Source organism: Halomicrobium mukohataei DSM 12286 (genome assembly GCF_000023965.1).
Taxonomy (GTDB): Archaea; Halobacteriota; Halobacteria; order Halobacteriales; family Haloarculaceae; genus Halomicrobium; species Halomicrobium mukohataei.
On the sequence record NC_013202.1, the window covers coordinates 2,438,476 to 2,460,995 of the forward strand.

Annotated in this window: 23 protein-coding genes, 1 tRNA gene and 1 pseudogene; 18 read left to right on the plus strand and 7 right to left on the minus strand. The window is 63.9% G+C overall.

Annotated elements, in window-relative coordinates:
* Window positions 1-7: 7 nt before the first annotated feature.
* Complete coding sequence (locus HMUK_RS12230) at window positions 8-499, minus strand: hypothetical protein (protein WP_015763482.1); 492 nt, start codon at window positions 497-499, stop codon at window positions 8-10.
* A 113-nt stretch (window positions 500-612) separates the two neighbouring features.
* On the opposite strand from HMUK_RS12230, the gene gfo6 reads away from it, so the two are divergent.
* A complete protein-coding gene (gene gfo6, locus HMUK_RS12235) occupies window positions 613-1,686 on the plus strand; it encodes a D-xylose 1-dehydrogenase Gfo6 (RefSeq protein ID WP_015763483.1) in 1,074 nt (357 codons plus the stop codon).
* 68 nt (window positions 1,687-1,754) lie between these two features.
* Entirely contained in the window at window positions 1,755-2,702 is a 948-nt protein-coding gene (locus tag HMUK_RS12240) for a J domain-containing protein (RefSeq protein ID WP_015763484.1), read from the plus strand.
* A 4-nt stretch (window positions 2,703-2,706) separates the two neighbouring features.
* Here HMUK_RS12240 and menD read toward each other — a convergent pair whose 3' ends face one another.
* Window positions 2,707-4,449 carry a 2-succinyl-5-enolpyruvyl-6-hydroxy-3-cyclohexene-1-carboxylic-acid synthase gene (gene menD / locus HMUK_RS12245; RefSeq protein WP_015763485.1) on the minus strand — a complete coding sequence of 581 codons (1,743 nt, stop codon included), beginning with the start codon at window positions 4,447-4,449 and terminating at the stop codon, window positions 2,707-2,709.
* A 295-nt stretch (window positions 4,450-4,744) separates the two neighbouring features.
* On the opposite strand from menD, the gene HMUK_RS12250 reads away from it, so the two are divergent.
* On the plus strand, window positions 4,745-4,963 hold the full coding sequence (locus tag HMUK_RS12250; protein ID WP_015763486.1) for a ribbon-helix-helix domain-containing protein: 219 nt from the start codon (window positions 4,745-4,747) through the stop codon (window positions 4,961-4,963).
* Between the two features lie 84 nt (window positions 4,964-5,047).
* The gene (locus HMUK_RS12255) at window positions 5,048-5,329 is read left to right on the plus strand and encodes a UPF0058 family protein (RefSeq protein ID WP_015763487.1); all 282 of its coding nucleotides are present in this window, start codon (window positions 5,048-5,050) and stop codon (window positions 5,327-5,329) included.
* On the opposite strand, the gene HMUK_RS12260 is transcribed toward HMUK_RS12255, so the two are convergent.
* The 3 genes from HMUK_RS12260 to HMUK_RS12270 form a co-directional block, all read right to left on the minus strand.
* Complete coding sequence (locus HMUK_RS12260) at window positions 5,326-5,847, minus strand: Lrp/AsnC family transcriptional regulator (protein ID WP_015763488.1); 522 nt, start codon at window positions 5,845-5,847, stop codon at window positions 5,326-5,328. The two genes, HMUK_RS12255 and HMUK_RS12260, sit on opposite strands and share 4 nt — an antisense overlap.
* A gap of 67 nt (window positions 5,848-5,914) precedes the next feature.
* On the minus strand, window positions 5,915-6,817 hold the full coding sequence (locus tag HMUK_RS12265; protein WP_015763489.1) for a ferritin family protein: 903 nt from the start codon (window positions 6,815-6,817) through the stop codon (window positions 5,915-5,917).
* A gap of 59 nt (window positions 6,818-6,876) precedes the next feature.
* Window positions 6,877-7,668, minus strand: coding sequence for an enoyl-CoA hydratase/isomerase family protein (locus tag HMUK_RS12270; RefSeq protein WP_015763490.1), 792 nt, complete (start codon window positions 7,666-7,668; stop codon window positions 6,877-6,879).
* Between the two features lie 97 nt (window positions 7,669-7,765).
* Here HMUK_RS12270 and HMUK_RS12275 point away from each other — a divergent pair, with 97 nt between their 5' ends.
* From HMUK_RS12275 to HMUK_RS12285, 3 genes are all read left to right on the plus strand, one after another.
* Window positions 7,766-9,166, plus strand: a complete 1,401-nt coding sequence (locus HMUK_RS12275) for a cryptochrome/photolyase family protein (RefSeq protein ID WP_015763491.1) — start codon at window positions 7,766-7,768, stop codon at window positions 9,164-9,166.
* Window positions 9,167-9,319: 153 nt separating this feature from the next.
* A complete protein-coding gene (gene sod, locus HMUK_RS12280; RefSeq protein ID WP_015763492.1) occupies window positions 9,320-9,931 on the plus strand; it encodes a superoxide dismutase in 612 nt (203 codons plus the stop codon).
* Between the two features lie 129 nt (window positions 9,932-10,060).
* Window positions 10,061-10,324 carry a DUF5827 family protein gene (locus HMUK_RS12285; RefSeq protein ID WP_015763493.1) on the plus strand — a complete coding sequence of 88 codons (264 nt, stop codon included), beginning with the start codon at window positions 10,061-10,063 and terminating at the stop codon, window positions 10,322-10,324.
* Here HMUK_RS12285 and HMUK_RS12290 read toward each other — a convergent pair.
* Window positions 10,321-10,896 (minus strand): MBL fold metallo-hydrolase, encoded by a 576-nt coding sequence (locus tag HMUK_RS12290; RefSeq protein WP_015763494.1) that lies wholly within the window; start codon window positions 10,894-10,896, stop codon window positions 10,321-10,323. The two genes, HMUK_RS12285 and HMUK_RS12290, sit on opposite strands and share 4 nt — an antisense overlap.
* A 202-nt stretch (window positions 10,897-11,098) precedes the next feature.
* Here HMUK_RS12290 and HMUK_RS12295 point away from each other — a divergent pair, with 202 nt between their 5' ends.
* The 9 genes from HMUK_RS12295 to HMUK_RS12335 all read left to right on the plus strand — a co-directional run bounded on the left by HMUK_RS12295 (window position 11,099) and on the right by HMUK_RS12335 (window position 19,494).
* Complete coding sequence (locus tag HMUK_RS12295; RefSeq protein WP_015763495.1) at window positions 11,099-11,683, plus strand: response regulator transcription factor; 585 nt, start codon at window positions 11,099-11,101, stop codon at window positions 11,681-11,683.
* Between the two features lie 13 nt (window positions 11,684-11,696).
* Window positions 11,697-12,353 (plus strand): RAD55 family ATPase, encoded by a 657-nt coding sequence (locus tag HMUK_RS12300; protein ID WP_049940835.1) that lies wholly within the window; start codon window positions 11,697-11,699, stop codon window positions 12,351-12,353.
* Between the two features lie 104 nt (window positions 12,354-12,457).
* On the plus strand, window positions 12,458-15,529 hold the full coding sequence (locus HMUK_RS12305; RefSeq protein ID WP_015763497.1) for an FAD-binding and (Fe-S)-binding domain-containing protein: 3,072 nt from the start codon (window positions 12,458-12,460) through the stop codon (window positions 15,527-15,529).
* A gap of 164 nt (window positions 15,530-15,693) precedes the next feature.
* Entirely contained in the window at window positions 15,694-16,863 is a 1,170-nt protein-coding gene (locus HMUK_RS12310) for a helix-turn-helix transcriptional regulator (protein WP_015763498.1), read from the plus strand.
* Window positions 16,864-16,952: 89 nt separating this feature from the next.
* Window positions 16,953-17,027: transfer RNA gene (locus HMUK_RS12315), tRNA-Glu, on the plus strand.
* 220 nt (window positions 17,028-17,247) lie between these two features.
* A complete protein-coding gene (locus tag HMUK_RS12320) occupies window positions 17,248-17,835 on the plus strand; it encodes a phage integrase N-terminal SAM-like domain-containing protein (protein WP_049940836.1) in 588 nt (195 codons plus the stop codon).
* Window positions 17,832-18,161 (plus strand): site-specific integrase, encoded by a 330-nt coding sequence (locus tag HMUK_RS17915; protein WP_049940837.1) that lies wholly within the window; start codon window positions 17,832-17,834, stop codon window positions 18,159-18,161. The genes HMUK_RS12320 and HMUK_RS17915 overlap by 4 nt, the downstream gene beginning before the upstream one ends.
* Window positions 18,162-18,302: 141 nt before the next feature.
* Window positions 18,303-18,995, plus strand: coding sequence for a nucleotidyltransferase domain-containing protein (locus tag HMUK_RS12330; protein ID WP_015763499.1), 693 nt, complete (start codon window positions 18,303-18,305; stop codon window positions 18,993-18,995).
* Complete coding sequence (locus HMUK_RS12335; protein WP_015763500.1) at window positions 18,988-19,494, plus strand: hypothetical protein; 507 nt, start codon at window positions 18,988-18,990, stop codon at window positions 19,492-19,494. The genes HMUK_RS12330 and HMUK_RS12335 overlap by 8 nt, the downstream gene beginning before the upstream one ends.
* A gap of 725 nt (window positions 19,495-20,219) precedes the next feature.
* On the opposite strand, the pseudogene HMUK_RS12340 reads toward HMUK_RS12335, so the two are convergent.
* Window positions 20,220-20,900, minus strand: a pseudogene (locus tag HMUK_RS12340) (IS6 family transposase).
* A gap of 767 nt (window positions 20,901-21,667) precedes the next feature.
* Between HMUK_RS12340 and HMUK_RS12345 the strand changes: the two are divergent.
* Window positions 21,668-21,898: an antitoxin VapB family protein gene (locus tag HMUK_RS12345; protein ID WP_015763504.1), complete on the plus strand. Its 231-nt coding sequence runs from the start codon at window positions 21,668-21,670 to the stop codon at window positions 21,896-21,898.
* Window positions 21,895-22,302 carry a PIN domain-containing protein gene (locus HMUK_RS12350; protein WP_015763505.1) on the plus strand — a complete coding sequence of 136 codons (408 nt, stop codon included), beginning with the start codon at window positions 21,895-21,897 and terminating at the stop codon, window positions 22,300-22,302. The genes HMUK_RS12345 and HMUK_RS12350 overlap by 4 nt, the downstream gene beginning before the upstream one ends.
* The last annotated feature ends 218 nt before the right edge of the window (window positions 22,303-22,520 follow it).

The window sequence follows — 22,520 nt, forward strand, 5'->3', positions numbered from 1 at the left end:
CCCCTCGCTACCTCCGGGGCTCGTCCGCCTGTGCTCGGCCCACACGCTCGTACCCGGTCCTGGCGGCCGTGATCGTCCGGTAGAGCGTCCCGACGACCGCGAGCGCCAGCGCGCCAGCGAGCACCAGCACGCTCGTCGAGCCGGTCTCGATGGCCCACGGAACGGTCATCGCGAGGAAGCGACCGATGGCGACGACGCTCGCGACGACGGTGACACCGATCGCGAGGTACCTGAGTCGTCGCTGGATCGGTCCGCCGCGGTCGAGCACGCCGACTCCGTGCAGCTGGACCAGCGCGCTCTCGACGGCGAGCCACAGCGCCACCGCTCCGGCGACGAATGGCCCGACGAGTGCCAGCGGCTCCGGAACTGTGAGTCCGAGGAGATCGAGCACCGTCACGGCCCCGCCGACGAGGAGAGCGAACGTCAGCGGGGCGAGCAACACGACCGAACTGAACAGGGCGGCCACGGTCCGGGCGACCGATCGAGCGCTGGGGGACATACGATACGCGACATTTGCCAGTGCAAAAAGTGTCGGGGGCCGCGAGCGCGCCAGAGCCACACGCACGCTGTCGAGGTCACACACTTATCTCGCTCGCGGGCGACCCTACTCGCATGGCGCTCGACGAGCATTTCGACGACTTCATGCGGCGCGACTGGGATACCGGCGCGGACGGGACCGTCCGCTTCGCGATGGTCGGTCTGGGCTGGTGGACGCGTGACTACGCCGTCCCCGCGACCCAGCAGTCCGAGTACTGCGAGACGACGACCGTCGTCAGCTCCTCGCCCGAAAAGGCCGAGTCCTTCGCCGAGGAGTTCGACGGCGTCGAGACGGCGCTGACCTACGACGAGTTCACCGACGGTGCCGGCACGGACCAGTACGACGCGGTCTACGTGGCGACGCCGAACGCGCTACACCTGCCCTACGTCGAGGCCGCGGCGAGCTACGGCAAGGACGTGCTCTGCGAGAAGCCGATGGAAGCCAGCGTCGAGCGCGCCGAGGCGATGGCCGAGGCAGCCGAGGACGTGACGCTGATGGTGGCCTACCGGATGCACACGGACCCAGCCGTCCGCCGGATGCGCGAACTGGTGGCCGACGGATTCGTCGGCGAGCCGACCCACGTCCACGGCCACATGTCCCAGCGCCTGCTGGAGATGATTCCCGACCGCGACCAGTGGCGGCTGAACCCCGAGCTGGCGGGCCAGGGCGCGTCGATCACCGACCTGGGCGTCTATCCGATCAACACGACGCGGTTCGTCCTCGACCGGGACCCGGTGGCGGTCCAGTCGGCGATGTACTCGGGCAGCGAGGGGTTCGAGGACGTGCCCGACGAACGCGCCGCGGCGACGATCGTCTACGAGGACGACGTGCTGGCCTCGATCTCGGCCAGTCAGAACAGCTACGAGGACGGATTCTTGCGGGTCACCGGCACGGCGGGCCAGCTCGTGCTAGAGCCGGCCTTCCTGAAGCCCTCCGGACTCACCGTCTCTCGCAGCGGGATCGACGCGACCTACGACCTCCCGGAGATGGGCGAAGCCCAGCAGATGCAGGCGGAGTTCGACTACTTCAGCCACCACCTCCTGGCCGACACCGAACCGCCCGCCGACGGCGAGTACGGCGTCGTCGACATGCGCGTGATCCGCGCGGCCGTCGAGTCCGCCCGGACCGGCGAGCGGGTGACGCTGTAGCGTGGGGCCGCCGCGACACAACTGTTAATATCACCACACGACGATATCACCCTACGCGTGTTCGCTCGATGACAGAGACGTTCTACGACGTGCTCGGGGTCGAACCAGATGCCACCGCGAGCGACATCGAGGACGCCTATCGCGAGCGACTGAAGGAGACCCATCCGGACCACAACGACGACGCCGACGCCGACGAGGCCACCCAGCGCGTGATCGAGGCCCGCAACGTGCTGACCGACGACGACGAGCGCGCCCGCTACGATCGACTCGGACACGACGCGTACGTCGGCGCGGACGCGGCGGGGAGCGATCACCACGACGCCCGCGGCGCGGCGGCCCGTGCGGCCCGCGAGGCCGGCTGGGCGGACAGCGAGACGGACGGTCCCAGCGAGTCGACTGCCGCGGGCACGAACGCGGGGCCCTCCGAGCGGCGACGCCGGGAGCGAACGGCAAGCGAACGCGTTCGTGAGACGCGCACGGCGGCGTCGAGTGGTGCAACTGGAGCCACCGCGACCGGACAGACGACGGCGGGCACGTCGCCCGATAGTGGCGCGTCGACGGGCCGGACGCGCCCGACGGGCACTTCGACCCGTGACAGCCGCCAGCGCGACCGGATTTACGGTGCAGGTACCGACAGCGGCGAGGTGGCGTACAACGTCAGACACGACGTGAGTTCGAGCGGTCACTCGCTGCGGGCGTTCGTGGCCGACACGCCGCTCTCACTCGCCGCGCTGACGTTCGTCCTCTATCCGATCATGGTGGCGTCCACGATGTTCCCAGACTTCCCACTGGTGGTCAACGCCACCGTCGGCCTGTGTGCCCTGCTGTTGATCGGCTACCTCCAGTCCCAGCCGTCGGTGGGCGTCCTCGTCTTCGGGACCTGGAGCGTCCTGGTGCCCCTCGCACTCGTCGCGTTCGGCGTCCCGGTGACCGGGCTCGTCGGGCTCGCAGCGCTCGGGAGCGTCTGGCTGCCCTTTGGCTTCTCGTTGCTGACCCGCTCGGTCGTGGGGCCGTAGCACCCTACAGCGATTCGCGAACGCGCTCGTGGACCCGATCCCGGTACCGATGGCTCCGCTCGCCGTCGAACCGACACTCGACGATCTGCGTGCCGGACGCGCCGGCCGAGGACGCCACGGCGTCGGCGAGGGCACCACGGCCCTCGACGCGGTCGTATTCGAGGTCGTACAGCGCGCCCGTCGGCTCGAAGTCCAGTCCGTGGGGCGTCCGGAACTGGTCGGTAAAGGGCGGCTCGAATGACTCGATGGGCAGCTCGTGGAAGATGCCGCCGCCGTCGTTGTTCACGAGGACGATCGTCGCGTCCACGTTACAGCGCCCGACCGCGAGCAGGCCGTTCATGTCGTGGTAGTAGGCCAGATCGCCGGTGAGTACGACCAGCGGGTCGTCGGTCGCGCTGCCCGCACCGAGTCCCGTCGAGGTGATCCCGTCGATACCGCTGGCCCCGCGATTGCCGAGGACGGTCACGTCGGCCGCTCGGGGCCGTCCGAACCGGTCCAGATCCCGAACCGGCATACTGTTCGAGACCATCACCGTCGCCGGATCCGGGACGGCGCTGGCGACCGTCGCGGCGACCGTCCCCTCGAAGAACTGCTCGCCGTGCGCCCGCTCGGCGAGGTCCCAGTAGCGGGCTTCTGCGGTCTCGAATCGCTCGGTCCACGCCGTCGGTGATCGGTCGAGTCGCTCGGCCAGCCCCGTCGCCAGCCGCGTCGGGTCGGCCACGACGAGATCGGTCGCGGTGAACGCCGCTTCGCGCCACTGGCCGGCCGGATCGACCACGAACTGGGCGGCGTCGGCGTCCCGCAGCCAGTGACGCAGCGTCTTCGAGGTCGGCGAGGCCCCGAACCGGAGCACGATATCCGGATCGGGCCAGGCTCCGGCGTCGAGATACGAGTCGTAGCCGCCACAGATGGGCCGATCGCCGACGTGGGGGCCGAAGCGATGCCCCGACAGCGGATCGGCGAGCACCGGAAAGCCCGTGGCGTCAGCGAGTTCTGCCAGCGCGTCCCGGCCGGGCGTCGGTTCGTTCGACGGGCCGGCGACGATCAGGCCCCGCTCTCTGTCGATCCGGTCGGCGAGCGTGGACAGGTCCGATGCCGAGAGCGTCCTGTCGCCGCGGGTCGTACGGACCATCGGCCCGTCCCGGCCGTTCGCACCGAGTGGAGCGCGCTCCGGGAGGTCGTCCGGAACCGCGCCCTCGACCGGCGTCGGTTCGAGGGGCTTCGAGACGGGCACGTTCAGGTGGACTGGACCCGCGGGCGTGTCGGTCGCAGTCGCGACGGCGCGACAGACTGTTGTTCGGAGCGATCGGAGCCGGCGCGGCTCCGGTGCCGGCTCTGGGAGCGAGCGGTACTGCCGGACCGCGTCGCCGTACAGTTTCTCCTGGTCGATCGTCTGGTTCGCGCCGCTGTCTTGCAGTTCTCGGGGACGGTCGGCGGTCAACAGCACCATCGGCACACGAGACTGGTCGGCCTCGATCACCGCCGGATGGAAGTTCGCCGCCGCCGTGCCAGAGGTACAGATCAGCGGCGTCGGCGTTCCGGTCCGGCGAGCCCGTCCGAGCGCGAAGTAGGCCGCCGACCGCTCGTCGAGGTGAGAGTAGACGCGCATCTCCGGGTGCCGTGCGACCGCGACGGTCAGCGGCGTCGAGCGACTGCCGGGTGCGACACAGACCGCGTCGATCCCGTTCGCGACGAGTTCTTCGACGATGACGCGCCCCCACAGCGTGTTCTCGTTTGGCTCGGTCACTGCCGATCACTCTCGCTGGGCTGCCAGCGTCGGTCCCGACGACCGGTTCCACACATGGCCCGACCTACGGACGGGGGACGCTTCAGCGTGACTATCGCCACGAAGTGGCCGGCAGTTCGCGATCGATCGGCCGGCTACTGGCCGCCGCGTGGCCGAGCGTCGTCGTTTTCTGCATTCAACAGAAATATTCCGATATCGAAAAGGGATGTCGTCGGAAGACACAGTATTGTTCTCGCGTTCGGTAACTCTCCCCGCCAGATTTATAAGGGGATCTATCGAACCACCGTACGTTCCGATGCCACAGGTAGAGATAACGATCCCGGAACATCTCGAGATGCAGATCGCCCAGCTCGTCGAAGAAGGCGAGTTCCTCACCCGCGAGGAAGCGATCGAGGATCTCCTCTCGACCGGGTTGAAAGCCTACAAGACCAGCGGGCCCATGGACGACGAGGACGATCCCGGGGGATTCGAGGACGACGGGATGATGGGTCACGACGACGAGTACGTCTTCTAGCGAGCGGCGCTCAGCAGACGAACCACCACTGGTAGCCGTTCACAAGCAATTCTTATACTATTGGCACCGCCTACTAGTGGCAAGATGCACAAAGACGAGCTTCTCGAGCTGCACGAACAGATGGTGCTGATCATGCGTTTCTTCCGCGACGAGATGGACAGCGTCGACCCCGAGCTGTTCGACGCCTACGGCGAGCTCGACGTGCGCCCCTCGGACGTTCACAAGTCCAAGAGCGAACACAAACACGCCGTCTTCGTGCTGGGCAACTCGCTGGCGACCGCGATGAGCGAAGACGAGTTTTCCGACGCCGGCCGCGTTGGCAAGCGGATGAAGGAACTCGCGGAAGACGCCGAGAGCAAGCTCTAGGTGTCGTCCTGTTCGAGTTCCGTGAATATCTCGGGATCCGTCTGGAACTTCAAAACGTTGTGTATCACGGAGTTGCGGATGTTCTGGACGACGCGTCCGTGGTCCTTGTAGAACTCGTGGATCCAGCGTGACTCCGCTTTCCGGCTCGGGAACATCATCACCGACTTCCACTGGTACTCCCCGTCCGAGAGGAAGTAGAACATCGTGTGTCTGTCGTCGCGGATCGCCGTCATGGCCTCGCGCCAGCCCTCCTCGAAGTGCTCCGGGTTGAACTTGAACTCGAACAGCGCGAAGTTGAAGTACTCCTCGTTGGGGACGATCGCGTCACGGAAGACCCCCTCCTGGCGCATCTTGCGGATCGATTCGCTGACGGTGACGTGTGACACCGAGATGTCGTGGTCCGCTTCGAGGATGTCGGCCAGTTCTCGCGAGGAGAGCTCCGGGTCGTCGGCCAGCTCTCTGAGGATCAACACGTCGCGTTCCTTGAACTCCCAGTCTGGTGATTCGTCCGCGTTCATATCCCACGTTCCGGTGTTATCGTCTTGGAAGTTGGCATCTCTCGGCGCACGCTGTCGTCGGCACTGATCACGGTGAATCGAGAGTCACGAGCGTGTCCACGTCCGGCAGGTCAGTCTCGGGAGACGTGATCTGTGCCATCCGCTCGGTGTGTTTCTCGATCGCGTAGTTCTGCAGGTCGTCGGCGGAGGGACCCGGCGTCTCCTCGCTGCCGTCGCCCAGTCCGTCGGTCGTCGTCTGCTGGACCAGCCCCAGCAGTTCCGTGACGGTGTCGTGTAGCAGCTGTGGGTCGACGCCCTCCGCGACGAGTTCGCGGAGCTTGCTCATTCCGAACCCGACGTGGCGACCCTCGTCGCTCCGGATGCGCTCCAGTCCGGTGGTAAAACCCGGCAGCGTCGGGAGGTCCGGCTCGGAGGGACCGTAGCTCTGCTGGAGCCCCCAGTAGGCCGTCTGTGCCAGAATGCCCTCGATGGTCAGGTGGTAGTGACACAGCGCGATCGCGCGGTGCTCGGGCGTGTCGTCGTCGAGCAGCCGGTGCATCGCCGCGTCCGTGCGGGCGAGCAGTTCGTCGTACGCGTCGTTGACCCACCGATCCTCGGTCGGCGAACTCACCGGCAGGTCGCGCTCGCGCTCGACCGGGTTGATCACCGCCGTCCAGTACCGCTCGAAGAAATCGAGGTGGCGCGCTTCTTCGTACAGCTGCGTGCTGAGATAGGCCTGGTCCGCGGCGTCGTCGAGCACGACCGAGAGCGGGGCGAGGTCCTCGGTGACGGCGCGCTCGCCGGCACCGAACTTCGCGACGGTCGAGCGCAGGTGGTCGAAGGTCGCGGGATGCGCTTCGACGAGTGGCTCACGATCGTCGTCGAGATCGATCGCCGCAGGGTCCCAGTGTCGTTCGACGGCGTTGCGGTAGTAGCGTCCCGATCGGCTCTCCCGATCGAGCGCGAGTCGAAACGTCGCCTCGTCGGTCATTGGTCGTGTCGTAAACTCCGCCCTACATAAGCGTTGACGAACGCGCGGAGCCGACGGTATCAGCGCCCATCGAACTCCGGTTCGCGACTCTCGACGAAGGCTCTCGCGCCCTCCTCGTGGTCCGCGGTCGAGAAGGCGACGCCCTGCGCGTTCGCTTCCCGCGCCGTCGCGGCGTCGAAGGAGTCGGGCTGGTGGTTCACCAGTCGCTTCGAGGCCGCCAGTGCGACCGTCGGCCCCGTCGCGATCGTCTCGACGATGTTCTCGACGCCCTCGTCGAACGACGACGCCTCGAACACGCGGGTAACGAGCCCGAGATCTCGGGCGCGGTCGGCGTCGACCAGTTCGCCAGTGAAGATCAGTTCCTTGGCGGTGTTGAGCCCGACGAGCCGCGGGAGGAGGTAGGACACGCCCGAATCGACCGCGAGTCCGACGCGGCGGAAGCCGAAACTGATCTTCGCCGCCGGGCTCGCGAGTTGCAGGTCACAGGCGATCGCCAGACCCGCACCGGCCCCGAAGGCCGGACCGTCGATCTTCGCCACCGTCGGGAGCCGACAGTCGTAGACGCGCTTGATCGCGCGGTTGACCGCGCCGACGACGACCTCGACGCGCTCTGCCGGCGGCACGTCCCGGTCGATGCTCTCGAGCATCGCGTTCACGTCCCCGCCGGCACAGAAGGCCGCCCCCTCACTCTGGAGGACGACACACCGTGCCGCGCTGTCTTCGGCGGTCTCGATCGCCGCAGCGAGTTCGTCTGCGGCCTCCGCAGAGAGCGCGTTGCGCGCTTCGGGGCGGTTCAGCGTGATCGTTGCGACCTCGTCTGCGATCTCGACGCGGACCTGATCTCCGGTCATGTCCCGCACCGACGGCCAGGACGACCAAAAGCGTTGGTCAGGTCGCCACCAACAGAGTAGGGGTGCCTTTGAGGAGGGACCGGGCCGATTGTCTCGTATGCGAATCCACTGGCATCGACGCGACCTCCGGACGACCGACAACGCCGGCCTGGCCGCAGCGACGGCCGACAGCCCGGTCGTGCCGGTGTTCGTCTTCGACGACGCCGTCCTCGACCACGCCGCACCGCCCCGCGTGGCGTTCATGCTGGACGCGCTCGACTCGCTGCGGGCACAGTACCGCGACCGCGGGAGCGACCTCGTGATCGCTCACGGCGATCCGACGGCCGAGATCCCGCGGCTGGCCGAGGCGTTCGGAGCCGACGGCGTGACCTGGGGCGAGGCCTACTCCGGGCTCGGAATCGAGCGCGACATCGCCGTCCGGCAGGCCCTCGACGACGTGGGCGTCGAACGCGAGGCGGTCACCGATTCGGTTCACCATCGCCCCGGCGAGATCACGACCAACGACGGCGATCCGTACTCGGTGTTCACGTACTTCGGGCGCAAGTGGCACGACCGGGAGAAAGAGGACCCCTACGACGCGCCCGGCCCGGACGAACTGGCCGACGTGTCCGGCGATCCCCTGCCGTCGGTGGGAGACCTGGGGTTCGAGGAACCACAGGCAGAGATCCCTCCGGCGGGGACGGAGCCGGCCCGGGAGCTCCTCGACGCGTTCTGCGAGGACGACATCTATCGGTACGAGGACCGCCGAGACTACCCCGCAGACGACTGCACCTCACGGCTCTCGGCTCACCTCAAGTTCGGGACGATCGGCATCAGGGAGGTGTACGAGCGGACCGCGAGCGCGGCGGCAGCGGCCGACGACGAGGAACGGCGCGAATCCGTCGCGGAGTTCCAGTCGCAGTTGGCCTGGCGGGAGTTCTACACGCAGGTCCTCTTTGCCAACCGGTCGGTCGTCACGGACAACTACAAGACCTACGAGCGCCCGCTCCAGTGGCGCGACGACCCCGAGGCGCTCCAGGCCTGGAAGGACGGCGAGACGGGATACCCGATCGTCGACGCCGGGATGCGCCAGCTCCGCCAGGAGGCGTTCGTGCACAACCGCGTCCGGATGATCGTCGCCTCCTTTCTCACCAAGGACTTGCTGATCGACTGGCGAGCGGGATACGAGTGGTTCAAAGAGCGTCTGGTGGACCACGACACCGCGAACGACAACGGCGGGTGGCAGTGGGCCGCCTCGACGGGAACCGACGCCCAGCCGTACTTCCGGATCTTCAATCCGATGACTCAGGGCGAGCGGTACGACCCCGACGCGGAGTACATCAAGACGTACGTCCCCGAACTGCGTGACGCCGAGCCGTCGGTGATCCACGAGTGGCCCGACCTCTCGCTGACCCAGCGTCGCAACGCCGCCCCGGAGTACCCCGACCCCATCGTCGACCACAGCGAGCGGCGCGACCAGGCTCTGGAGATGTTCGAGACCGCCCGCGGCGAGAGCTGATCCCGGCACTGGTGGGTCGTCTGTCTCGGCATCGGAACCCGAACCGCCAGCCGAGAACGACCAGCGGGCGGTCGGCGAGTGTGATGTGGTAGCGTGCGTCTCCTAAACGTTTAACAGGCGTCCGCTCCACCCAAAAGATGGAGGAGATTTATCATGTCCGAACACTCAGATCCGGAACTGCCGCCACTTCCGTACGACTACGACGCGCTGGAGCCCCACATCTCAGAGCAGGTGCTCACCTGGCACCACGACACCCACCATCAGGGGTACGTCAACGGCCTCGCGGCCGCCGAGGAGACCCTCGCGGAGAACCGCGAGTCGGGTGAGTTCGGATCCAGCGCCGGTGCGCTGGGCAACGTCACCCACAACGGCAGTGGACACTATCTCCACACGCTGTTCTGGGACAACATGTCCCCCAACGGCGGCGGCGAGCCGTCGGGCGAGCTCCGTGACCGGATCGAAGCGGACTTCGGTTCCTACGAGGGCTGGAAAGGCGAGTTCGAGGCGGCCGCCTCGGCCGCCGGTGGCTGGGCGCTGCTCGTCTACGACCCGGTCGCCAAGCAGCTCCGCAACGTCACGGTCGACAAGCACGACCAGGGCGCGCTCTGGGGGTCCCACCCCATCATGGCGCTGGACGTCTGGGAGCACTCGTACTACTACGACTACGGCCCGGACCGCGGCAGCTTCGTCGACGCCTTCTTCGAGGTCGTCGACTGGGACGAGGTCGCGTCGCAGTACGAGACCGCAGTCGGTCACTTCGAGTAACGTCGCCCGACGGCGGGCTCCCGAGCTTCGCACTTTCTTTCGATATCGTCGATCAGTGGCGACACTCGACGGCGACGACAGCGCGTCGCTTTCGAGGGCTTTACGCACGGCGGCGCGGAACCGGCGGACATGCCACAACCGAAAGACGACTTCGACGACCTCCGCCCGCTGGAGTTTCGCGAGCCCGAGGAAGTGCTCGACGACGACGAGATGTATACGATCTACGAGATCGGTCGCCTCCTCCAGGGGTTAGAGGCCGAGGCGGAACTCGACGTCGAGACCGAGAACGTCCTGATGGACTGGGCCATTCCGTGGCTCATCAAACACGCCGACGCCTTCGTCTTCGCCGAGCCGAGTGCCGACGACGAGCCGGGCTACTACGGACTCGCTTAGAACCGCGCCGCCCGCCGCGCCAGTTCGATGTTGCCGTACGGGTCGTCCGTGACGCTGGGACCGTGGCCGGCGTGCATCTCGGCGAGGTCTTCGTCGACGAGATCGAGGACGCGGTCGATGCTCTCGACGAGCAGCGATCGGTCTCCCTCTTCGAGGTCCGTCCGACCGAAGCTGCCGTTGGCAAACACCAGATCACCGGCGAAGAGCACGCCCGCCTCGGCCGCGTAGAGACAGAGGTGATCGTTCTTGTGACCCGGCGTGTGCAGTGCCACGTACTCCTCGTCGCCGATCTGTCGGGTCGTCTCGTCGGCGATCGCCCGGTCGACGCCGTCGAAGCCGCCGTCGTAGCCACAGACCGGCGCGTCGAACGCCTCCCGTACCGCGTCGAGGGTGCCGACGTGGTCGCGGTGGGTGTGTGTCAGGACGACCTGATCGATCTCGTCGACGACCGCTCGCACCTCGGAGACCACGTCGAAGTCGTTGCCCACGTCGACCAGCGTCGTCGTCTCGCCCTCGACGAGAAAGACGTTGCTGGTAAAGACCCCGCTCGACGGTGCAAGGTTTCGGATCATACGCTCGACGTCGAGCCCGACGGGTTTGTGTGTGCTGGTCTGTCTCTCGGGAGGGCGCTGTTCCGAGAAGCGAGGGTGCGATCGGGACGCGGGACGAGCGCCGCGTAGTGAGGGGCGAACTGACGTACTGGCCGCTGATTCGGCGCGCTGACAGACCCACAGGGCTATGTATGATGAAAAAGTAACCACGTGTAGAGAATAGATGTCTGAATCGGATCGCCCCGTCGTGCTCATCGTCGAGGACGAACCGGACGTCGCGGAAACATACAAGCTATGGCTCCGAAACGACTACGAAGTCCGGATGGCCCACGACGGTGACGAAGGGCTCGACTTACTCGACGACAGCGTCGATGTCGTGTTACTCGACCGTATGATGCCGGGACTCTCGGGTGACGAGGTACTGGAGCGTATCCGGGAACGCGATCTCGGCTGTCGCGTCTCGATGGTGACGGCGGTCGAACCGGACTTCGACATTCTGGAGATGGGGTTCGACGCGTATCTCTCGAAGCCGATCCGGAGCGAACAGCTCCACGAGACCGTGGAGAACCTGCTCGAACGCTCCGAGTACGATACTCTCCTGCAGGAGTACTACTCGCTGGTCGAGAAGCAAGCGACGCTCGAAGCGAGCAAGAGCAGCGCGGAGCTGGAAGAGAGCGACGAATACGATGAACTTAAGGCAGAGATCGGAGAACTAAAATCCGAACTCTCGGAATCACTCGGTGGCATCGGCGACGACGCCGACTTTATCGCAACGTTGCGTGGGCTCAGTAATGGTGAAGACGAATAAACTGTCAGAGAATATGTACGACCTGTCAACCGTACTCGACTTCGATGCGCTGGACTCGGTTCGCCCGGGGACGAGCCTACTCGTCGCGGGACCCGCGATGAGTGGCAAAGAGGCCCTCGCGATGGATGTACTCAAAGATGGGGTCGGTAACGGCGAGGGGGCGGTCGTCGTGACGACGAACGATCGGGCGAGCTCGGTCGTCGACGAGTTTCGAACGGACGTACCGGAGATGGACGACTCCCAGCTCGGAGTCGTCGACTGCCGCGGCGACAACAGCGGGGGTGAAGCCCCACAGAGCGGCGCGTACACCCATCACGTGAACTCGCCGGGCGACCTGACCGGCATCGGTATCGGCATCACGAAAGCACTGGAGGGGCTCCACAAGAGCGGGCGCGACCAGGGACGGCTCGCGCTGGTCTCCCTGTCGACGATGCTGACGTACACGGACAAGAAAACCGTGTTCAAGCTCTGTCACATCCTCTCGTCGCGACTGGACTCGGCGGGCTACGTCGGCGTGTTCACGATCGACTCCGGCGCACACGACGATCAGACCCTCCAGGTCATCAAGCAGGCGTTCGACGGCCTCATCGAGTTCCGCGAGGAGGACGGCACCCGTCAGGCCCGCGTCATGGGCCTCACGAGCCAGCCCTCCGAGTGGAAAGAACTCTGATTTCGCGGCCGTCCGATTCGTACGGAGAGCAGAGAGCGGACTGACAGCCGGCAGCGCGAGCGGTGGCCCGGTGCTTTAATCGGGATCCGGTCGAAGAATCCGATATGGGAACACGACACGATCGGGGTGGGCCGGACCCGGCTACCGACGATCGGGCGGACTACGACTACGAGGGGGGTTCCGTCGAGCGCCCCGCGTTCGTCGCCGCCCTCGAAGACCGCATCGACGGGACGGTCCGGTTCGACGAGTACACGCGACAGTTGTACGCGACCGACGCGAGCGCCTACGAGGTGACGCCGATCGGCGTCGTCTATCCGACCTCGACGGCCGACGTGGCAGCGGTCGTCGACTACTGCGCCGAGCGGGGAACGCCGGTCCTGCCGCGAGGCGGGGGGACGAGCCTCGCGGGACAGGCGGTCAACGAGGCGGTCGTCGTCGACTGCTCGCGCCACATGGACGCGATCGAGTCGGTCGATCCGGCGGGACACACGGCACGCGCACAGGTCGGGGTCACCCTCGGGGCGTTGAACGACAGGCTCGCCGACCACGGCCTGAAGTTCGCCCCCGACCCGGCGTGGGGCGACAAGAGCGTCCTCGGTGGCGCGATCGGCAACAACTCCACGGGCGCACACTCCCTGAAGTACGGCAAGACCGACGCGTACATCGAGGACTGCGAGGTCGTCCTCGCGGACGGGACCGTGACGACGTTCGGCGAGGTCACGCTCGACGAACTGCGATCGCGGGCCGACCGGGACGGGCTCGAAGGCCAGATATACGCGGCGATCGCCCGGCTCGTCGACGACGAGCGCGAGGCGGTCACCGCGGCGTTTCCCGACCTCAAGCGAAACGTCTCCGGCTACAATCTCGATCGACTCCTCTCGGAGGCCGAAGACGGGTCGGTCAACGTCGCGCGGCTGCTCGCGGGCAGCGAGGGGACCCTGGCCATCGTGACCGAGGCGACGGTCTCGCTCGAACCCCTCCCGGAAACGAAGTCGCTGGCGCTGCTCTCCTATCACGACCTCATCGACGCGATGGCCGACGTGCCGGCGATCCTCGAACACGATCCCGCGGCGGTCGAAGTCCTCGACGACGTGTTGCTGGAGCTGGCCGCCGACACCGAGGAGTTCGGCGACCTGGTCGACCAGCTCCTCCCGGCGGACACCGGCGCGGTGCTGCTCGTCGAGTTCTACGCCGAGAACGACCCGCAGGGCAAACAGCGGGTCGCGGACCTCCTCGCGGATCGGGTCGGGAACGTCGGTACCGACGCCGTCGCACAGAGCGGGGCCGACTCTCTGACCGACGCGCCGCGGGAGGCGTTTCACGGCCAGGAGGCCCACGAGGAGAGCGAGCGAAAGCGATTCTGGAAGCTCCGCAAGAGCGGGCTCCCGATCCTCCTCGGGCGGACCTCGGACGCGAAACACATCAGCTTCATCGAGGACACCGCCGTCCCGCCCGAGAACCTCGCGGACTACGTCGCCGAGTTCCAGGAGTTGCTGGCCGACAACGACACGTTCGCGAGCTTCTACGCTCACGCTGGACCGGGCTGTCTCCACATCCGACCCCTGGTGAACACGAAGACCGTCGAGGGGGTCGAGCAGATGGCAGCTATCGCGGACGGCGCGACCGACCTCGTCACGACCTACGGCGGCAGCGTCTCGGGCGAGCACGGCGACGGGCGTGCGCGCACCCAGTGGAACCGAAAGCTGTACGGACAGGACGTGTGGGAGGTGTTCCGAGAGCTGAAAGCGGCCTTCGATCCGGACTGGCTGTTGAACCCCGGACAGGTGTGTGGCTACGCCGCCGACGAGGCGATTCCAGAGGGCGTCCCCGCGCGGGCCCGCGCCGTCGACATGACCGACGACCTGCGGTTCGATCCCGACTACGAGTTCGAGATGGCGTTCGAGCCGGCCATGGAGTGGGACAACGAGAACGGGTTCCAGGGGATGGTCGAGCTCTGTCACGGCTGTGGGGGCTGTCGCGGCCCACAGGAGACGACCGGCGGCGTCATGTGTCCGACCTACCGGGCCGCGGGCGAGGAGTCGACCGCGACGAGGGGGCGAGCCAACGCCCTCCGCCAGGCGATGAGCGGCGACCTGCCGGCAGATCCGACGGACGAGGCGTTCGTCGACGAGATCATGGACCTCTGTATCGGCTGCAAGGGATGTGCGAAAGACTGCCCGAGCGAGGTCGACATGGCCAAGCTCAAGACCGAAGTCGAACACGCACATCATCAGGAACACGGCGCGAGCCTCCGGTCGAAGCTGTTCGCACACGTCGAGACCCTCAGCGCCTGGGGGAGTCGTCTCGCACCGCTGTCGAACTGGCTGGCCGGGGCACCGGGCAGTGACAGACTGGCCGAGCGCCTGGTCGGGATCGCCAGCGAGCGATCGCTCCCGACGTTCAAACGCGAGTCCTTCGAGGACTGGTTCGCCCAGCGCGGCCCCGCCGTCGACCCGGAGGACGCACAGCGCCGGGCGCTGCTGGTCCCCGACACGTACAACAACTACAGCAACCCCGACGTGCTCCGTGCCGCCGTCCGCGTCCTCGAAGCCGCCGACGTACACGTCGCCGTCCCGGACGACGCGACCAGCAGCGGCCGCGCCGCCCACTCGAAGGGCTTCGTCGACGTGGCTCGCGAACGCGCACGGACGAACGTCGACGCGCTGGACGGCCGCGTGGCCGACGGGTGGGACGTGGTCCTCGTCGAGCCGTCCGACGCCGTGATGTTCCAGTCGGACTACCGTGACCTCCTGGGCTCGGACGCCGCGCCCGTCGCCGACAACGCGTACGGCCTCTGTGAGTACCTCGATCGGTTCCGCCTCGACGAGCGCGTCGACTGGACGGGCGGCGAGGAGACGCTGACCTACCACGGCCACTGCCACCAGAAGGCCGTCTCGCGGGACCACCACGCCGTCGGCGTCCTCAGGCGGGCGGGCTACGCCGTCGACCCGCTGGATTCGGGCTGCTGTGGGATGGCCGGCAGCTTCGGCTACGAGGCCGAACACTACTCGATGAGCCAGGCGATCGGACGGATTCTCTTCGACCAGATCGCGGACAGCGACGGCGACGCCGTCGTCGCACCGGGGGCGTCCTGTCGCACGCAGCTCGGTGATCGACGGGGCCACGAATCTCCGTCACATCCCGTCGAACGGCTCGCAGACGCGCTCGCTGACTGACGGGCCGCCCTTCTGTGGCTGGTCTCGCCGTCGCGGGGTGACGAATCCCTTCACGAAGGGGTTCTCCCGTACGAGATCGGGATCGACCCCATCCTCGTCGAATCGAGGGGGACCGTTCGGCGCAACACAGCGTTTTTATTCTGTCCTCAGGTGGTATATGACAGATGAATCGTCAGGTCCTCCTCGGGTGTCTGCTCGTGGCCGCGGTCGTGAGCGGGGCCACCGTCACGACCGCCCAGGAGACGGGGTCGAGCGGCCTGTTGGCCCAGCCCGACGGGTTCGACCAGACGACGTTCGAGATCACGGTCACCGAGAACGGTTCTGCGCGCTGGTCGATCCAGCACCACCGTCGGTTGACCAACGACTCCGAGAAACGGCAGTTTCGGGACTTCGCCGAGCGCTTCGAGACCGAGGAGACGGACCTGTACCGGAACTTCGTCAGTCGCTCCGAGGCGCTGACTGCGATCGGCCGCAACGCCACCGGACGCCCGATGGCGGCGAAGTCGTTCGACCGCGACGCCTACACGAACGTCACGGCGAGTTTCGACGCCCGCGGGACGATCGAACTGGCGTTCACCTGGACGCACTTCGCCCGGACCGACGGGGAGCGGGTCGTCGTCGGCGACGTGTTCGGCGAGAACTTCTACATCGGGCCGGACCAGTCGATCGTGTTCGTCAGCGGTGAGGGGCTCCAGTTCGCCGCTGTCGAGCCCGAACCGACCTCACAGACCCAGCCCGACTCGCTGACACGGAGCCAGAGTGTCACCTGGGAAGGCGAACAGCAGTTCGCACAGCAGCGGCCGTACCTCGAACTCGAACCGCGTTCGACCGCGACGACCCCCGCTGGCGGTTCTGGTGCGGAGAGCGACACGCAGAGCCCGCAGTCGACGACGGCCCCACTCCCGAGCGGGACCGACAACCCGATGGTCTGGATCGTCGGAGCCGTCATCCTGGTGCTCGGCGTCGGCAGCGCGATCGCGTACCGAAACGGTTCGGTCTCGCTGCCCGGCGAAACCGCGAGCACCGCCAGCGACACCGACACCGCCTCGGAGACAGCCGGTTCGGCGACGGACAGCCAGACGCCGATCCCCGACGAGGAACTGCTCTCGGACAGCGACCGCGTCGTCAAGCTCCTCGAATCGAACGGCGGTCGCATGAAGCAGGTCAACATCGTCGAGGAGACCGAGTGGTCGAAGTCCAAAGTCAGCATGCTCCTCTCGGACATGGAGGAGGACGGCGAGATCAGCAAGCTCCGCGTCGGCCGCGAGAACATCATCAGTCTCGCCGGTCACGAACCCGACGCCGCCGGCTCGCCGTTCGACGACGAGGAGTGACTCCGAAGCGGCCTGTTTGCATGCGTAACCCACACAGGGCGGTGCTAAAACGCAACCATTATACGTATCTCCCCGATACGTTCAGGTGCGCTCCGTTGGTGTAGTCCGGCCAATCATCTTGCCCTCTCACGGCAAGGACCAGGGTTCGAATCCCTGACGGAGCATCCTCGTCCTCCTCCCGTCTTGCAGTTTTCGTCCGTGAACAAGAGTGAAAACCAATCATGTTCACGGGCAATCCGATAAGATGGACCGAACAAAACGGCCGCCGTCTTGCGATTAGCGATATAGCGGCGGCAAGCGGATACGATGGACTCAACCCCACGCCGTCTTGCGATTGGGCGAAACGGGTGAGCAAGCAACCGGGTTCCCCCAAAGGAGGAGGCAATGAACAAATTCGACGAGGCAACGACCCCTCTCGAAGGGGTTACAGTCGTCCCCGAACCGTCCGAAGAACTCCTGAACGAACGCCAGCAGATCGACTATCGCAACCAGCGAGAGCAATGCTTAGAATGGCTGCTCGTGTTCGGAAAACACCCGAAGAAAGGCGACGGGCACGCCCACACGACGGTGAAGTGTCGGAGTCACCGCATGGATCAGTTCTACCGATGGGTGTGGGACCGCCAAGACGGGTACACGACGAGCGTCACCCACGGCCACGCCGACGCGTACCTTCGCTACCTCGCTAAAGAGGACTACAGTAACGCCCACCGAGACAACTGTAAGAAAGCCCTGCAAATGCTGTACAAGTGGCGAGAACACGGGTTAGACGAGTGGGATCCAGAGTTGTCCTTTAGCACGGGGCACAAGACGACGACACCGCGCGACTACTTGACCCGCGAAGAACGTGGTCTGATTCGAGAAGCCGCGCTCGAACACAGCAGCATCCCGGCGTACAAAGGGCTCGACGTTGAGGAGCGCAACCGATGGAAAGCCTACCTCGCGCAGCGTCTCGAAAACCGAAATCCGAGGTGAAGCCAGAGGATTGGGACAAGGCAAACAGCTGGAAGATCCCGATTCTCGTCTCTGTCAGCCTGGACGCTGCACTTCGCCCGATCGAGGTCGAGCGAGCACGCACTGGATGGGTCGACATCGAGAACGCGGTACTACGCATTCCGAAGGAGGACTCATCGAAGAACACTGATCACTGGATCGTCGGGCTTCAGGATCGAACTGCAGAGATCCTCGAACGGTGGCTTGAGCAACGCAAGACCGAACCGAAGTACGACGACACGCTCGGAACAATCGAAGACGTACTTACCCATCTCCAGGACGCTGGGTACGACCCGGACCCCGAATAGTCACACGCTTCAATCCCTGATGCCGGCCTCGATGCGGAGTAGTTGACTATCATCCGCGTCGGTCGTTGGACAGCGTCGTGTATGAGTGGATAGGTCTTTTAGTTATAAACTTTAAGTTAATAGGAGGCGTACTACTTTGGTATGAAAAGTAGCTCGAATACATCGGTCAACGATGGATCGAAGATACTATTCGACATCCCGGCTCGAAACTCGGATTTGTTCCGAAGCCAGGCAGCCCACGATGTCCTTTCTTTTTTGTCCCGATACCACTCTGAGGAGTTCACGATCACCGAGCTGACCGACACCGTCGACTATTCACAGCCCACTATCTCGAAAGCCGTCGATATTCTCGCAGCAAATGACCTCGTCAAAGACGAGCGAGACGGCACGAAACGCTCGGTCCATATCAACCGTGGCCGACTATCCCGTCCGGATGACCCATTCCTGGACATCCCGCAAGCAGAGTTCCACGAACCAGTTCGTGCCGCTGTTGCTGAATTGCGAACTCAACTCGACGGTGTCCTCGGGATCGTGTTGTACGGAAGTGTCGCTCGTGGTGAGGCTGACCGACGGAGTGACATTGACCTGTGGGTGCTCGTCGAAGATGACCGGATAGAGCAGCAACGCTTGGCGAATCGTGTCCGGCAAAACTTGGAAGACCGAGAATTCGATACCGGTCGATACGCCTACGAAATCGATATCGAAGCACTCCCTGCCATACCGAATTACACTGAAGAAATTCAGACCATCCTCACCGACGGGCTCGTCCTCTACGACACGGAAAAGTTCGATACCGTTCTGCAAATGATCTTCCACGGTGATCTCGATGAGTAACGGATCCGACCCGACGGCTGTTGCGGACGCGCTTGACGCAGCAATCGACGCGTTCAACGAAGCAGGACACGGCGTCCCGACGCGTGAAACCGCGATCGACACTGACACTGACTGGAAGACACAACTCACGAAATCCTGCCGGCTTCTCGCTGCAACCGACCACCTCGCCGGAAATGGATACTACACCGCAACCATTGAGCTGTGTTTTGGAGCCACGGAACGCTCTGTTGAAGCATACGCGTTAGCTGAAGGTGGCGACGAACTCCGCGACTTCCACGACCACACGCACTGCTACGACCGCGCCGCCACACTCGGACTCCTCACCCGAGACACGATAGCTGATCTCAAAGATCTATACGACACCAACCGCACAGGCAGTTACTACGGCGGCCGCCGTCCCACCGAGCAACAAGCTACGACGATGCGTCGCCTCTCTGAATCACTTCACACTCACGTCACCAACCAAATCCGCGAAGGTGGTGTCTGCATCTGTGATTAGGTTCCATACCACTGTACGATGGATCAGAAAACAATTCTCAACGTGGTTGATTCAGACTAAGAGGATCGACCTTCCGCTCAGTAAGTATAGTTGTGAGGTAGTGTTCAGATAAGCCGCTGCATCTTCTGAGTTGTAGACACCGAAAGCCCTCGGCACGCTCCGGGGTTCTGTGGCGGATATCCTCACACTGTTCGGATAGTGCCGCCGCAGAACCCCGGACCGCACCTCGCCCTTTCATCCGCCAGGATTCGGCTGTTTACCGGTCTAAACCCTGGCGGATGAAAGGGCGAGTACAGTTGCGGGAACCCCGACGATGCAAGCACGCGAAGCGCGCGCAGCGAGTCGCGGGACCGCAACTGCACGAGGGCTTTCGGTGCTTCAGACTGCCTGCACCGATCTCTTATCTGAACACCGCCAGTTGTGAGTAGGCGAAACATATTACTTAGCCATGCTTAATCCGACGCCGGTTAAGTAGACAACTATGGATGAAGCTGACAGAGAGAAAATCGAGGTATACGAGAAACATCGACATAGTGAAAAGACGGAGAAAGAAGTACGAGAGTCGCTCGGTGACGACGTAGTAGAGAGAATGTAGAGGGAAGTGGAAGAATTTGAATCAGCGATGGAACTCGATACGAGTATGTTCATTAGCTGCGACGACAGTAACTAAGGATCAGCACAGAGGAGCACACCATCTATCTGCATGACCGGTTGAGTGGCACTGTCTAGTTCTTGACCTCCTGAGCTGGCGTTCGTCCGCCGAGTGCTTGGTTCGGCCGTTCGTAGTTGCAGTGGTGTCTGAAGCGTCGTAACCATTGTCTGGCGCTCGATTGACTGCCCCGCTAATACGTGTGGAAGCGGTCGATTTGCATGGTGACGGTCTGGAACCACTTTTCGATGTGGTTCCGAGTACGCTAGTCGAGCCGACCGCTCAATTCGTGACGCGCGAGGGCAGTCAGATAGCCACCAGCATCGACGAGAAACTCTGTATTGGCGAGATCGTGTTTCTCGGTGAGGCGGTGCAGAAACGCCGCTACGAGATCAGTGCCACGGCGACTGAACACGTCGATTTCGAGCAGTAGCTTTGAGTCGGTATCGATCGCGGCGTAGAGCTACTGTTTCTCGCCGTCAACCTCGATTTGTTTCTCGTCGACCGCGACCCGCGACGGCGCTGCCGTCGGCGGCTCGCTCTGTGCTTCGGACAGCGTGTGAACCCAATTCCAGACCGCACCGTGAGAGCGGTCGACACCCAACAACTCCAAAATGGCGACCGTCTCCCTGATCGACAGTCCCGCCGTGTGGAGACGCACCCCAAACTGCCGGACAGATGTCGGGGTCCACTCGTTCTCCCAAACGTCTTGACTCTCTTCGTATAACGTTTCTCTGAGCAGGTCTGCGAGTTCCATGAACAGTTCTCGCTACGGCCTGCTCGTCCCTCAATCCCTCAACTAGACAGTGCCCTCTATATCCAACAGTGGAATTGGGACCACAATTTGGTAGCAGAATGTACCGCTGCTGAATAGACAGCGCATATGCAGAACTAATTCGGCTTGATTTGCGACAGAGCGGTTACTCAAAACGACGTGGGCATCTCACACGGATTCACTCACGATGGCCTGGAACGGTTCTTCTACGTTCACTACAACCGGCGTTTTGCGTCCCAAATGTCTCGCTACTCGTGAAAGACGATTCGCTCGATTTTTCGACGAGGAAGGATTTCCACCCGATTGCTCGCTTCGCGGGATAGTCTGACGAATCCGCCCCGGAGCACTTCCACGCGCGTGAACTCACTTCTCTCCCGGTCACCTGCAAACGTCACCGTCGCCTCCTCGGCTGTGTGTGAGTCTGTCATTCGTTCAATCCTCTACGATGAGGGGACAGTTTCCAGCTATTTAGTATTCATCAGTGGTTGTGTGAAACCACTGATTTCAGATGCTGCATTCACCCTCTATATTCAGTACGCGGTTTCTGACACCATTACGGTAGCTCCCGTTGATTTCGAGCTACTAGTAGTTCTCAGGTGTTTTGACCACACAGCCGGACAGGGACTCCACAGGAAACGGCGTTCATCAGCGTGGTTTTTCCTTCTCGGCGACGAGGATCTTGCCAACTGTGTCATCACTCAGTCAATCAGAATCTTCATTTCCGTTCGGCGTCAACGCTGTCAACGAGGATGTCGCATCAGGTACGACTCGAAGACGACGTGTACGAGCGTATCAAGGCGAGCAAACGCGACGACGAGTCGTTCAGTGATGCGGTGGAACGGCTCATCGGTGGCCACTCGCTCCGAGACCTGCGTGATGTCTTCGACGACGAGCAGGTCAGTGAGATGCGTGATGCAATCGATGCTGCCGATAGAGAGGACTGCGAAGAGGTTCGAGAGGTTGCGGAGCGCTTCGAATGATCGTTGATACGAGCTTCGTCCTAGATGTTATCGGCAATGTCGAGGCCGCCGTAACGAAAGAACGGGAACTCGAAGCAGAGAGCGTCCCGTTAGTAATCCCGTCAATGACGGTCTTAGAACTCTACATCGGTGTCGGGAAGGTAGCGAACACTCGCCAAGAGCGTCAAGCGGTGGAAGCTGTACTCGATTCTTACCCGGTCATAGATATGACCCCGAGCATCTCCCGTCGCGCGGGGCGACTTCTCGGCGAGCGCATGGCGGAGACAAACGAGGACGAAGGACCTGGAATCGGGAAGGGAGACGCCACAATCGCAGCGACGGCTCTGGAGCGTGACGAACCGATTCTCACTGGCGACAGCCACTTCGAGAACATCCCGGGTATCACCGTCGAAACGTACCGGTGACATCGGTCCGCTAAGCGGAGTGTCTGTCTCGATATGTTGGACCAGAAATCGTCGCGATTTACCCCAGGTTAGTCCGAATATTCAGCACTATAGCGCCCGTTTCCGAAACGGGTTAATAAACAACCGCGGTCAACCGAGATAACTTGGATCGGAATTCAGCCGGACTGAACGACTCATATATAAACTCCTTCGAACCCTGATGCTTGCCGCACTTTGAC